Consider the following 12005-nt stretch of genomic DNA (forward strand, 5'->3'; position numbering starts at 1 on the left):
GCCGACTAACGGCGCGCGCCTCCGGCGCGCTTTCCCTCGAACAGCGCACGCTCCGAGGTGAGCGCCCTGGCGAGAAAATCGAGCGTCGCGCGGATGCGCGCGGTGCGCTTGAGATCGTCATGGGTCAATAGCCACAGCGCCGAGCGCGGCTCTGCGAGTGCTTTCGGCGTCAGGCGGCGCAGCGTGGGCGCGAGATCGCCGACATAGCAGGGCAGCAGGGCAAGTCCCAGGCCCGCTACCGCGGCATCGCACAGCGCCGGAAGCGCATCGACCCGGCAGACGGTCCGCGCCGAACGCAGGTTCTCGCGCATCCAGCCGGCGATGACGGTCCCCGCCAGCGCATCGTCGAGCCCGATCCAGTCGTGCACCGACAGATCCCTGTCGCCGCGGCGGGCAAGATAGGCGCGCGATCCGTAGACCGCATGGGCAATATCGGCAATGCGCCGTCCGACCAGCAGTTCGGATGGTGCCGGCGTCGGCCGGATCGCGATCTCGGCCTCGCGGCGCGTCAGGTTCGCCATCGCATTCGAGATGATGATCTCCGGCTGGATCTCCGGATGCGCGGCGCGCATCGCCGGCAGATGCCGCATCAGCACCGCGCCGAGCGTGTCCGTCGTCGTGATCCGCACCGGCCCCGACGGCCTGAGATCCCGTCCCGCCAGCTTGCGCTCGAGTGCAAGCACCTCGTCCTCGAGCCGGGCTGCCGACGCCGCCGCGATCTCGCCGGCCGGTGTCGGTGCGTAACCGTCGCGGAAACGCTCGAACAGCCGCGTTCCGATCGCATCCTCGATCGTGCCGAGGCGGCGAAACACGGTGGAATGCGTGACGCCGAGCCGGCGCGCCGCCCCCGAGAGGCTGCCTTCCCGCGCGACCGCGAGGACAAGGCGAAGGTCATTCCAGTCAAGCGGACTGTTCATTTTTGCAAACTCAATTAGCAGAGTTGGCGAATACCTTATCACAGACAAACAGGCCATCTTCCCGAAAAGTTCGGCCGACGGGCGCACCTCGTGTGCCGCGCCGGCAACGCAGAGGAGCTGGCAGGTGACAAGCGAGACCACCGAGACGTTGCAATTGCACGCCGCGCGGCCGGCGACGGTCGACCCGCGGCGATGGCTGGCGCTGCCGGTGCTGCTCACCGGCGCCTTCCTGCCGATCCTCGATTTCAATGTCGTCAACCTCGCGCTGCCCGCCATTCGCGACAATCTCGGCGCCAGCCCAAGCGAGGTGCAGTTCGTGATCTCGGCCTATGCCGCGACCTACGCCGTGTTCCTGATCACCGGCGGCCGGCTCGGCGACCTCTTGGGGCGGCGGCAGATGTTCCTGACCGGCGTCGCCGGCTTCACGATCGCATCCGTGCTGTGCGGCATCGCGTGGTCACCCACCATGCTGGTCGCCGGACGGATCCTGCAGGGCCTCACCGCCACCGTGATGGCCCCGCAGGTGCTCGCCTCGATCCGCGTGCTGTTTCCGGCGGCCGAACAAGGCCGCGCGCTCGGCTTCTATGGCGCGACCTTCGGCCTTGCCAATATCTGCGGCCAGCTGCTGGGCGGCGTGCTCGTGTCGGCGCATCCGTTCGGACTGGCCTGGCAGGCGATCTTCCTGATCAACGTGCCGATCGGCCTTGCCGCCTTCGTCGGCGGCCTGCTGTACCTCGCCGACTCGCGCGCCGCGCACGCGCAGCGGCTCGACGTCGGCGGCGTCATCCTGCTGTCGCTCACGCTCGGCCTCCTGGTCTATCCGCTGATCGAGGGCCGGGAATCCGGCTGGCCTGTCTGGATCGTCGCGATGCTGCTGGCCTCTCCGCTGATGCTCGCCGGCTTCGTCCGCTTCGAGGCGCGGCTCGAAGCCCGTGGCGGCGACCCGCTGGTCGCGCTGCATCTGCTGCGCAACAGCGATTTCGTGATCGGGCTGGTGATGGCGCTCGCCTTCTACATGCTGTCGTCGTTCTATTTGACCTTCGCGGTCTACCTGCAAAATGGCCTGCACCAATCTCCGCTGGAAGCCGGCCTTGCCACACTGCCCTTTGCCGCCGGCTTCTTCGTCAGCTCGCTGGTATCATCGCTGGTGATGCAAGGGCTCGGTGCCCGCACGCTGACGCTGGGCTTTACGCTCCAGGTTGTCGGCTTCGGTGTCGTGATGCTGTCGGTCGGCGGTGCGCTTCCGCAAAGCCTCGAATTCGGTCTGATCTGCGGCGGGCTCGGCTTCGGCACCGTGATGCCGTCGGTGATCAAGGCCGTGATCGGCAGCATCGATCCGCGCCATGCCGGGCTGGCATCGGGGATGATGATCTCGACCTTCCAGATCGGCGCGGCACTCGGTGTCGCGGTGATCGGCGGCGTCTTCTACAGCCTGCTCGGGCCGCATCCACAAGCCGACGATTACGCGCACGCCTTCACGATCGCGCTCGGCTGCAATGTCGCGCTGCTGGCGCTCGGCGGCTGGCTCTCGCTGTGGCTGCCGCGCGAGCCGGCGAGTTGAGATCGACACCGCCGACACGGCTATTGCTTCGCGGCCGCGTGCGGCGGCGGAAACAGCAGCTTGAGCAGGATGGCGGCAAGCAGCGTCACCAGGGCAAGACCGGTGGAGAGATAGAGCGCGCTCGCATCGCCGAACCGGTCGATCACGATTGCATAGATCAGCGGCGCCGCCGCGGGCAGGATGAAGCTCGGGACAATGAGCCGGCCGACCAGCGTGCCATAGCTGCGATGATCGAACAGGATCAGCGGCAGCGTTCCCCTGGTGATGGTCAGAATGCCGTTGCAGGCGCCGTAGAGCAGCGCGAACGCGATCCCCATCTCCCGCGCTGATCCGCTGAACAGGCCGGCGATGAAGGAGAGCGGCATGATCAGGCAGGCCATCAGGTTGAGCCCGAGTGGATCGATCCGTCCGCCGAACAGGACTTCGCAGAGACGCGCGGCGGATTGCCCGATCCCCCGCAGCGTTGCGATCCACACCGCAACGGTGACGGTGAGCCCGAGGCCGGTGAGCACTGCGATCATGTGCGCGGACATGCCGGCGTTCAAAAAGTTCGCGCCGGTCATGATCACGGCATAGAGCCCGCTCGCAGCCGCAAGCTGCCGCCGCCCCGCCGCGCGCGGTTGCCTCGATGCCACCGCGGCAGAGCCCGGCACTCCGGCAAATCGCTGGTTCGGAATCAGCAGATGCAGCGGGATCGCCAACAGCGCAATGCCGGCATAGGCCAGCACCGCGATGCGCCAGCCGAAATGGTCCGAGAGCGTGTGGCCGAGCGGCCAGAACACGGTGGCGGCCAGACCACCAAGCAAGGTGATCCCGGACATCGCGCGGCGCGCCTCCGGCCCGCCGATCCGGGCCAGCGCCGCGAAGGCGGCATCGTACAGCGTCAGCCGCATGCCGAGGCCAAGAACGATCCACGATGCGAAATAGCTGCCGATCTGGTGCGAGACCGCAAGACCGGCGCAACCGAGCGCGTTGATCACCGCGCCCGCGACCATGACCTGCCGGCCGCCGCTTCTGTCCACCCACCTGCCCGCAAGGGGCGATGTCACGCCCATCACCAAGAGCGCCGCGGCAAATCCGCCGTAGACGATGTCGCGGCTCCAGCCGAGATCCGCGGCGATCTGCTCGCCGAACCCGCCGATCAGATAGTAGGTCGCGCCCCACGAGATCAGTTGAGCCAGCCCGAGGGCAATCACGACCCGGCGTGCGATCACCGGGCCGTTTCCCTGTCTGACGGCAGCGTGGCAGCGCCCGGCCCCAGCGGCCGCTGCATCAGCACGGTGTCGACCCATTGCCCGAGCTTGAAGCCCACCGACCTCAGCGTCCCGACCATCTCGAAGCCCATGCGACGGTGCAGCGCGATCGATCCGGCGTTGCCGCTGTTGCCGATCACGGCGATCATTTGCCGCCAGGGGCCCGCCTCCGACCGTTCGATCAGCGCCCGCAGCAGCGCCGCGCCGACGCGGCGGCCACGCAGGGCTTCCGACACGTAGACCGAGTCTTCAATGGTGTTGCGATAGGCCGGCCGTGGTCGGTACGCTGTCGCGTAGGAGTAGCCGGCCACCCGTCCGTCGATATCGGCCACCAGATACGGCAGCCCCGCGGCCAGCACGGCGGCACGGCGCCCGAGCATCTCGTCGAGTGTCGGCGGCACTTCCTCGAAGGTCGCCAGCCCGTTGAGCACGTGGTGCGCGTAGATGCGCTGCACCTCCGCCATGTCGACCTCTGTGGCGTCGCGGATCACGGTGTCTTCGTTGTCGCTCATCCTTGCCTCGTCTTGCGGCATCATCCCTGTGCTTCGACGGCGCGTCGGCGCATGCTGCAGGCGCCACGGGCTCATCTCGACATCGCTGCGCGACAGTCCGACATCCGCCAGCAGGCGATCGTCGAGCTCACGCAGCGCCTGCCGGCGGCGGATGCGCGAATGCGAAGAGACCGCAAGATAGCGCCCCAGCTCGACGATGACACCGCCAATGGACTTGAGGCCGGACAATGCCTGCTCCCGGTCTGCCGAAGCCGTCGCTTGCCGGACTATGCGCCGCGGCGTTATATAAGTGAAGCTTTGATAGCTTATGCGTGGCATAAGAGATTCTTTGATGAAGAACCTCAACCTCGATTATCTCGAAAGCTTCGCTGTCGTGATCGACTGCGGCAGCTTCTCGGCGGCGGCCGAGCGGCTACAGCTCACGCAGCCCGCGGTGAGCCTGCAGGTGCGCCAGCTCGAGCGCAGCCTGAATGCGACCTTGATCGAGCGGGTCGGACGACGGGCGAGACCGACGGCCGCCGGCGTCGCGCTGCTCTCGCACGCGCATCAGATCAATGCGGCGGTGGCATCGGCGGTCGACGCCGTTGCACAGCAGACAACCGGAACGGCAGGCCGCGTGCGGCTCGGCACCGGTGCGACCGCCTGCATCTTCCTGCTGCCGCCGATCCTGAAGGAGCTGCGCGCCGCGCTGCCCTCGCTGGAGATCACGGTCACGACCGGCAACACCGCGGAGATCGCCCGGGCGGTCGAGGACAACACCATCGACATCGCGCTTGTCACGCTGCCGGTGTCGGGGCGCAGCTTCGAGATCACGCCGGTCGTGAACGACGAGTTCGTGCTGATCGCGCCCCGCGACATGCAACTGCCCGCGCGGATCACGCCGGAGGTGCTGGCGACGAGGCCCGTGCTGCTGTTCGAGCCGGGCGGCAACACCCGGCGCACCGCCGACGAGTGGCTGGCCCGCGGCGGCGTTTCGCTGAAGCCGCTGATGTCGCTCGGCAGCGTCGAGGCGATCAAGGAGATGGTGCGCGCCGGGCTAGGCTGCGCGGTGCTGCCCGGCATGGCCGTTCCCGCCAGCACCAAGCAACGCGACCTGATCGTCCGGTCGCTGTCACCTAAGCTCTACCGCCGGCTCGCGGTGGTGATTCGCCGCGACAAGCGCCTCGATCGCGGGCTGCGGCAGACCTTGTCGGCGCTGAAGGCACTCTCGGCCAGGGACAACGGCCGCTAGAGCGTCGAGCGAAGCGGACGTCGGTCCGCGTCGGGAAAGCAGGCAAGACAAGAAGCGAGAGCTTCGGTTCTGATGCCATCAAAACCGAAGCTCTCGGAAGCACGCCGCGCGTGCGCTCTGCTCTACCCGTTACGTCGCCTTGCGCTCTTGCTCCGCGATCTTGCGGAACGCGGCCTCGCCGGCATCGGTCACCGCCGCCCATTTTGCGTTCGGCGCCGCCTCGGCGTCGTAATTGTCGTGCCAGTTCCACCATTTGTAGGTCGGGCCCTGCGGATAACCCTTCGGCGAGTCCTCCCAGAGTTCCTGGCGGCCGAGCGGCGTGATGTCGAGATAGCTCCACACCGTACCCATCGCTTCGTCGCCGCGACTGTTGACGAGATAGGTGCGGAAGATCCGCTCGCCGTCGCGGATGAACACGTTGTGGCCGTGCCACTCGGCGACGCCGAAGTCGGCGTCAAAACTGTCGGTGATCGTGTACCACGGCATGTCCCACTCCATCCGCGCCTTCAGCCGCGCGATGTCGGCCTGCGGCGCGCGCGAGGCGTAGGCGAGCGTGGTGTCGCGCTGGTTCAGGTGGGCGAGATGACTGACCTGATCGGCGCCGAGCGAACAGCCGCGGCAGCCATGGTCCGGCCAGCCGAACACGCCGGGCTCGAAGAAGGCGCGGTAGATGATCAGCTGCCGGCGGCCCTCGAACAGGTCGAGCAGGCTCGCCTTGCCGTTCGGTCCTTCGAAGACATACGGCTTCTCGACCGCCATCCAGGGCATTCGCCGCCGCTCCGCCGCAAGCGCGTCGCGTGCCCGCAGCTGGGCCTTTTCCTTCACCAGCATCTCGAGGCGCGCCGCCTCCCACGCCTCCCGCGACACCACCGGCGGTGTCTGCATCGCCGTCAGTCCGCCGCGATCGTTTTCAGCTGATTTATTCATGATGGTCTCTCCATCTCCGATTTGGACGAACTCCGGGACCTCAGCGCGGTTCCATCGCCGCCCGCCGTTCGCCGTTGGTCATGCCCCAATCTGGCGCCGCGGCAGCAGTGAGTGGGAGTGACAAGTGTGTCGGGATTTTCACGCATGCGATCCGGGTCGCAACATTGCGATATGCTTGCACTTTGCAATTATGTGTGCGAGCCTCTCGCCCCATGAAACAGACTGCGCCTGCGTCCGACGATGGGCTGAAGCTCAGTGCCTGGCTGCCCTACCGCCTGTTCCTGGTCGCGGCGCAGGTCGCCCGACCGCTCGAGCGCTTCTACGGCGAGACGTTCGGATTGAGCCAGGCCGGCTGGCGTATCCTCGCCGTCATCGCCGAGCGCGACGCCGCCAACGCCTCCGAGATCGGCCGCGCCTGCGCCCTCGACCCGTTTGCGGTCAGTCGCGGCATCGGCCAGCTCGCAGATCTCGGCTTTGCGGTGCGGCGGCCCGGCAAGTCCGACCGGCGCTTCGCCGCCGTCAGCATCACCCGCAGCGGCCGGGCCGCGTTCAACCGGATCGCCGCACTCGGCAGCGCGATCGAGACGCGACTGCTGGCGCGGCTGTCGGAGAGCGAACGCGCCACGCTCGATTCCGCCCTCACCCGGCTTGAGGGGGAAAGCGCGCGGATCGATGCCGAGGGTTGGCGCGCACTGCGCGATGACGCCAGCGCGCCATGACAGCCCTGCTGTTCGCGCTGACCGCGCTGCTCTGGGGCGGCGGCGCGCTGGCAACGGCGATGCAGGCCGGCGTAACGCCCGCGCCGTGGTCGGTCGCGCTGCGCATGATGCTCGCGGGCGTCATCCTGCTCGGCTACGGCCGGCTGCGCGGCGTGCCGCTCGCGATCCCGCGAAAGGATCGACCGGCGGTCGCATTGCAGGGCCTGCTGTTCTTCGCCATTGCCTTCATCGCCTTCTATGAGGCGACCGCCCGAATGCCGAGCGGGCTTGCGGCGCTCGTCCTGTCGACATCGTCGCTGTTCGCGGCCGTGATCGCGCGCGCCGTGCTCGGCGTGCCGATCTCCTCCGGATTCGTGTGGGGTGCGCTGTGCGGCATTCTTGGCCTCGCGATCATCTTCCTGCCCGGCGCGGCCGCGCACGGAGCCACGCCGCTTGCGGGTTTCGCCTGGGCGCTCACCGCGGCCATCGCAACCGGCGCCGGGACAACGGTCGGTGCGCGCAACCAGCGCGCCGGACTGCCCGTCGTCTCGGTGCTCGGCTGGGGCGCGTTCGTCGGAGCCGCAGCGAGCGCGCTGTGGGCCGTCGCGACCGGCACGCCGTTTGCCGCCGACATCTCGCTCTCCTACGTGGCGAGCTTCCTCTATCTTGCGATTGCCGCCTCCTGCATCACCTTCATGCTCTATTTCGAGCTGGTGCGCCGGCTCGGTCCCGGGCGCGCGGCCTATACGCTCGCGCTGGTGCCGCTCGTCGCGCTCGTGCTGTCGGCGCTGTTCGAGCACCTTGCGCTCGGCTGGCCGGTGCTCGCCGGCGCCGCCGCGATCCTTGCCGGCAACGTGCTGGTGCTGGCGCGCGCCTAACCGCCTTGTCGGCGCAGAGCAAGAGGGATGCGGCAAGTTGTCCCGCGCCGGCGGTCGCCGGCCGGTCAACCTCATGTTTCCCGATCGCATTAATCGGATGTTGTCCGGCTCGCGCATAATGAGGCACCTCGGGACACGGGGCGGCTTCGCAGGGTTACCCGATCGTGAATTCCATCCGCAGAATCGGCAACACCGAGTACTACGCAATCCAGGTCGACGGCCAGGATGACTGGATCATGCGTCCTGCCCTCGGCAAGCGGCTCGCGCGAAATGCCGGGCTGCTGCCGGATGGCATCGCGTGGTTCTTCAACACCGACGCGGGATTCGTCTTCTATGATCTCGCGCGTCGCCGACTCGTCGATCGGCTGCAGACGCCCTGGGCGCGCGGACACGACGGAAAGGACGCGCGCGACGACTATCTGAGCTACGGATTTCTCCAGAGCAGGGATGGCCGGTTCGTCTATCTCCTGCTTTATCACGCCGCGCGCGACGGACCTGCATGTCATCGACCTCGCGCGCAGGGCGATCGTCCGCTCGGTTCAGGGCATGCCGAGCGGCAACTCGCTGTGCCCGCCGGTTCTGGACCAGGATGGCCGAATTCTGGTTTCGGCGTTCCGGCACGACAATGGAATCGTTGCACTGCTGCTGCGCATCGATCCGCAGACGGGCCATCACGAGGTGTCGAGCTGCGAGGGATCGCGCGCCAAGTCGTTTCTGATCCGCTCGAGCCCGTGCGGGCGCTATTGGCTGCGCGGCGACAATTCCCGGCTTCCCATGATCACCGAGGAAAGCTCGCTCGTCTCCCGGTTGCTGGGCAGAGACACCACGGCGCAGCGGGAGTATTTCAGCTTTGCCGTCGAGATCTGGCAGGCCTTTCCGCTGCGGCGGCTGCACTCCGTCGCGCCGATGTGGATGCAGGCGGAAGGGCTGCCCGACACGACCCAGCTCGACCTCGACAGGCGGAAGCAGGGATTGCCGCCACGACGCGGCGAGATCTACCGCAAGGTGTCGCAGTTGCTCGATCGCGAGGCCTCGCTGACGACCAACGAGATCAACGCGAAATCGCACCCCGATCTGTGGCCGGATCCGAACGGCCACTACGCCAATGTCAGCAGCAATCTCCGCGACTTCGAACTCTCTGAGCGCGACGTGATCGGCTGGCAAGGCGATAGCCAGGCTTTCTGGTTGAAGCGGCATGAGTTCGTCGCCTGCGTCGGTGTGGACGGGACGGTTTCGCCCAAGATCATGCTGGAGCGGTTCGGGATGGACGACCGTCCTTGGCTGGCGCGCGCCCGCGGCTGGTCGAGGGCGACGCCCCTGCACGACCGGCGTCTCGATATGCGGTTCACGGAGGGGATGGTGACGGTCTCCGGAGCGCCGGGCGATCCGGTGCACCGCGCCCGGGTCGTGCCCGTAAAGGAGGATCATTTCAGGCCCGCTCCACCCGAGTCGCAAGAAGAGGATGCCGCGCGGGCCAAGAAGGCCGAGGCGCTCGCCAAGCGGTACAGCACCTACACCGTCGATCTCGCCTCGATGAGCGAGCCCGACTGTATCGCGGCCATCGATGCGCTGACGGCGCAGATCGGTCCCGATATCAACGAGCGGCCGCACGACAACCACCTGCAGGCGGTGTTCCGTTGCGACGGCAAGCGGCTCAACGAGAAGAAGTTCTTCACCCATGTCGCCAGGCATTGCCCCGGCGCCGCGCCTGCGATCCGAAGGCTGATCGATACGGTGTGCGCACACATCGGACCGCACACCAACGCCTGGTACGACCCTTACGGAGACGACATCCCGACCGCACTGTTCGGCTACGCCGCGTGGTGTCTCGCGCGTCTCGACAAGTCGAGCAACGAGGTTCTGCTGCGCTACTACGGGCTGGTCGATACCGATCACGAGAACTTCTTCTTCGAGAAGATCGCTCCGCTGATGCTGGAGAACGCTGGCAGCGCGAGCGCTCGCCTGGAGCTCGCGGAACGATTCTATTTCAGCGACCTCGGCAATGCCATCGACCACTCGGTGCTTTGGCGCATGGCGAAGATGGCCGAGCACGCGGCGAGCCTGATGACGCCGCAGCAGTATGCCGCGCGATTGCTGGCGCGTGCAGCCGCAACGTCCGCCGCCCGATCAAGGTCGGAGTTCGGATATTATTGTTTCGACAATCTCGCGCGGTTCCTGACGGATCCTTCGCAATGGGAAACAGAGCTGCTGCAAGAACTCCGGCAAGCGGCGAGCGATCTCGCGCCCCGGTAGCGCCGCTGATGATCGCGATCATCGCGTCATTCCATTCGCAACAGCGCGCAGCAAGACCGCGCGCGCCCGTCGGCCTTCCCGCCAAGGAGGTCAGAACGCTGGCCGACGAGACCATCCGCCCGATCGCCGGCTTCCTGTAAGAGCCGCCCCTGCCGTGGCAGATAAAAAATATCGCGCCGGCATGTCACATTCGCCGTTCCTCGTTCGTCATGATGTCGTCAACCAAACCAGGGAAACCGACCATGACTGTCAGACTTGATCCGCTCGCCGCCGCCCCCAAGATCATGAAGATCTGGTTCGACGCGTCGCTTGCGATCACCTCCACCCTCGAGCCGAAGCTCGCCGAGCTCGTGAAGATCCGCGCCTCGGAGATCAACGGCTGCGCCAATTGCATCAATTTGCACACGACGTTCGCCCGCGATGAGGGTGAGACCGAGCAGCGCATCTACCTGCTGTCGGCCTGGCGCGAAGCGCCCTGCTACACCGACCGCGAGCGCGCCGCGCTCGGCTGGACCGAGGCCCTGACGCGGATCTGCGAGCAGCATACCCATGTCGCGGCCTACGAGACGCTGAAGGCGCATTTCACGCCGGAGGAGCAGGTCAAGGTGACCTTGCTGATCAACATCATCAACGGCTGGAACCGGATCGCGGTCGGCTTTGGCGGTTTCGTCGATCCGCACGTGATCAAGGCCAAGATGGCCGCGGCGTGACCGCAGAAACGACACGAGACGACGCAGCGGCGATTTCGTTCCGCTGCGTCCCAGGCTAATCCGCGTCGCCTATCGCAGCACTTAGGCGCTAAGCTTCATTCGGTCCGGATCGCCGGCCAATTGACGTGGCGACGATATCTGACTAAAGTCAGATATATGCTCGACCCCGTTTCCCGCGTCCGCCGCTTCAACCGTGCCGTGACCTCCGCCGTCGGCGCGCTCGACACCTCGTTCCTCGGGCGCGGCCGGCCGCTCGGCGCGGCGCGCGTGCTGAACGCGATCGGGCATGGCCGCGCCGATGTCGGCGAGATCAGGGATTATCTCGGCCTCGATTCCGGCCTGATGAGCCGCCTGCTGCGCAGCCTCGAGGACGAGGGACTGATCGAGACCACGGCGCATGGCGACGATGCGCGCCGCCGCATCGCACGGCTGACGGCGACGGGCAAGCGCGAGTTCAGCGCCTATGAGGCGATCTCCAACCGGCAGGCCAAGGACTTTCTCGCCCACCACAGCCAACGCGACGCGCTGCTGGCGGCGATGGACCTGATCGCCTCGGCGCTCGGCCGCGACGGCACCGCCCTCGATGAGATGGATCCGCGCAGCGACGAGGCGCGCTACTGCCTCGGCGAATATTACGCCGAGCTCGCACGGCGCTTCGAGACGGGCTTTGACGTCAAGCTGTCGCGCGACCCCGAGGCCAAGGACATGGTGCGCCCGCGCGGCAGCTTCATCGTGGCGATGTCGGATGGGCTGCCGATCGGCTGCGTCGGGCTGAAGGGCAGCAGCAGCGCGTTCGCGGAGATCAAGCGGCTCTGGGTCGCACCTGGCGCACGCGGCCTCGGCCTTGGCCGCCGCCTGATGGACGCAGCCGAAAAGGCCGCACGCGAGCTCGGCATCGCGGTGTTGCGGCTCGACACCAACAGCGCGCTGCCGGAAGCCGGCCAGCTTTATCGGAGAACGGGCTGGACCGAGATCCCGCGCTTCAATGACGACCCCTACCCCGATCTGTTCTTCGAAAAGCATCTCTGAACGGCGCGCCGCACGCGGTGCCCGGCATCAGCATGT

Annotated in this window: 12 protein-coding genes and 1 pseudogene; 8 read left to right on the forward strand and 5 right to left on the reverse strand. The window is 67.0% G+C overall.

Going from position 1 to position 12005, the window contains the following annotated elements; all coding sequences use genetic code 11:
* Positions 1 to 5: 5 nt before the first annotated feature.
* Positions 6 to 917 carry a LysR family transcriptional regulator gene (locus AC1VNY_RS25565; protein ID WP_482407254.1) on the reverse strand — a complete coding sequence of 304 codons (912 nt, stop codon included), beginning with the start codon at positions 915 to 917 and terminating at the stop codon, positions 6 to 8.
* Positions 918 to 1041: 124 nt separating this feature from the next.
* Here AC1VNY_RS25565 and AC1VNY_RS25570 point away from each other — a divergent pair, with 124 nt between their 5' ends.
* Positions 1042 to 2478: an MFS transporter gene (locus tag AC1VNY_RS25570; protein WP_482407255.1), complete on the forward strand. Its 1437-nt coding sequence runs from the start codon at positions 1042 to 1044 to the stop codon at positions 2476 to 2478.
* A gap of 20 nt (positions 2479 to 2498) precedes the next feature.
* Here the strand turns inward: AC1VNY_RS25570 and AC1VNY_RS25575 are convergent, their stop codons facing one another.
* The 3 genes and pseudogenes from AC1VNY_RS25575 to AC1VNY_RS25585 all read right to left on the reverse strand — a co-directional run.
* Positions 2499 to 3692, reverse strand: a complete 1194-nt coding sequence (locus AC1VNY_RS25575; protein ID WP_482407256.1) for an MFS transporter — start codon at positions 3690 to 3692, stop codon at positions 2499 to 2501.
* Positions 3689 to 4267 (reverse strand): GNAT family N-acetyltransferase, encoded by a 579-nt coding sequence (locus AC1VNY_RS25580; protein ID WP_482407293.1) that lies wholly within the window; start codon positions 4265 to 4267, stop codon positions 3689 to 3691. The genes AC1VNY_RS25575 and AC1VNY_RS25580 overlap by 4 nt, the downstream gene beginning before the upstream one ends.
* A 63-nt stretch (positions 4268 to 4330) precedes the next feature.
* Positions 4331 to 4561, reverse strand: a pseudogene (locus AC1VNY_RS25585) (DUF1127 domain-containing protein); the annotation flags it as partial.
* Between the two features lie 13 nt (positions 4562 to 4574).
* On the opposite strand from AC1VNY_RS25585, the gene AC1VNY_RS25590 reads away from it, so the two are divergent.
* Positions 4575 to 5474, forward strand: coding sequence for a LysR family transcriptional regulator (locus AC1VNY_RS25590; RefSeq protein WP_482407257.1), 900 nt, complete (start codon positions 4575 to 4577; stop codon positions 5472 to 5474).
* 129 nt (positions 5475 to 5603) lie between these two features.
* Here AC1VNY_RS25590 and AC1VNY_RS25595 read toward each other — a convergent pair whose 3' ends face one another.
* On the reverse strand, positions 5604 to 6401 hold the full coding sequence (locus AC1VNY_RS25595; protein ID WP_482407258.1) for a DUF899 domain-containing protein: 798 nt from the start codon (positions 6399 to 6401) through the stop codon (positions 5604 to 5606).
* A 212-nt stretch (positions 6402 to 6613) separates the two neighbouring features.
* On the opposite strand from AC1VNY_RS25595, the gene AC1VNY_RS25600 reads away from it, so the two are divergent.
* The 6 genes from AC1VNY_RS25600 to AC1VNY_RS25625 all read left to right on the forward strand — a co-directional run bounded on the left by AC1VNY_RS25600 (position 6614) and on the right by AC1VNY_RS25625 (position 11969).
* The gene (locus AC1VNY_RS25600; protein WP_482407259.1) at positions 6614 to 7120 is read left to right on the forward strand and encodes a MarR family winged helix-turn-helix transcriptional regulator; all 507 of its coding nucleotides are present in this window, start codon (positions 6614 to 6616) and stop codon (positions 7118 to 7120) included.
* Positions 7117 to 7977: a DMT family transporter gene (locus AC1VNY_RS25605; protein WP_482407260.1), complete on the forward strand. Its 861-nt coding sequence runs from the start codon at positions 7117 to 7119 to the stop codon at positions 7975 to 7977. Before AC1VNY_RS25600 ends, AC1VNY_RS25605 begins: the two co-directional genes overlap by 4 nt.
* 447 nt (positions 7978 to 8424) lie before the next feature.
* Positions 8425 to 10230 (forward strand): hypothetical protein, encoded by a 1806-nt coding sequence (locus AC1VNY_RS25610; protein WP_482407261.1) that lies wholly within the window; start codon positions 8425 to 8427, stop codon positions 10228 to 10230.
* Between the two features lie 8 nt (positions 10231 to 10238).
* Positions 10239 to 10370, forward strand: coding sequence for a hypothetical protein (locus AC1VNY_RS25615; protein WP_482407262.1), 132 nt, complete (start codon positions 10239 to 10241; stop codon positions 10368 to 10370).
* A 102-nt stretch (positions 10371 to 10472) separates the two neighbouring features.
* Positions 10473 to 10940 (forward strand): carboxymuconolactone decarboxylase family protein, encoded by a 468-nt coding sequence (locus tag AC1VNY_RS25620; RefSeq protein WP_482407263.1) that lies wholly within the window; start codon positions 10473 to 10475, stop codon positions 10938 to 10940.
* Positions 10941 to 11096: 156 nt separating this feature from the next.
* Positions 11097 to 11969 (forward strand): bifunctional helix-turn-helix transcriptional regulator/GNAT family N-acetyltransferase, encoded by an 873-nt coding sequence (locus AC1VNY_RS25625; protein WP_482407264.1) that lies wholly within the window; start codon positions 11097 to 11099, stop codon positions 11967 to 11969.
* Positions 11970 to 12005: the final 36 nt, after the last annotated feature.

Source organism: Bradyrhizobium ferriligni (assembly GCF_056837965.1).

What these genes read in the sequence shown, in the direction of transcription:
- AC1VNY_RS25565 (WP_482407254.1), bottom strand. Translation starts at nt 917, where the DNA reads ATGAACAGTCCGCTTGACTGGAATGACCTTCGCCTTGTCCTCGCGGTC.
- AC1VNY_RS25580 (WP_482407293.1), bottom strand. Translation starts at nt 4,267, where the DNA reads ATGATGCCGCAAGACGAGGCAAGGATGAGCGACAACGAAGACACCGTG.
- AC1VNY_RS25590 (WP_482407257.1), top strand. Translation starts at nt 4,575, where the DNA reads ATGAAGAACCTCAACCTCGATTATCTCGAAAGCTTCGCTGTCGTGATC.
- AC1VNY_RS25595 (WP_482407258.1), bottom strand. Translation starts at nt 6,401, where the DNA reads ATGAATAAATCAGCTGAAAACGATCGCGGCGGACTGACGGCGATGCAG.
- AC1VNY_RS25600 (WP_482407259.1), top strand. Translation starts at nt 6,614, where the DNA reads ATGAAACAGACTGCGCCTGCGTCCGACGATGGGCTGAAGCTCAGTGCC.
- AC1VNY_RS25605 (WP_482407260.1), top strand. Translation starts at nt 7,117, where the DNA reads ATGACAGCCCTGCTGTTCGCGCTGACCGCGCTGCTCTGGGGCGGCGGC.
- AC1VNY_RS25610 (WP_482407261.1), top strand. Translation starts at nt 8,425, where the DNA reads ATGGCCGGTTCGTCTATCTCCTGCTTTATCACGCCGCGCGCGACGGAC.
- AC1VNY_RS25615 (WP_482407262.1), top strand. Translation starts at nt 10,239, where the DNA reads ATGATCGCGATCATCGCGTCATTCCATTCGCAACAGCGCGCAGCAAGA.
- AC1VNY_RS25620 (WP_482407263.1), top strand. Translation starts at nt 10,473, where the DNA reads ATGACTGTCAGACTTGATCCGCTCGCCGCCGCCCCCAAGATCATGAAG.
- AC1VNY_RS25625 (WP_482407264.1), top strand. Translation starts at nt 11,097, where the DNA reads ATGCTCGACCCCGTTTCCCGCGTCCGCCGCTTCAACCGTGCCGTGACC.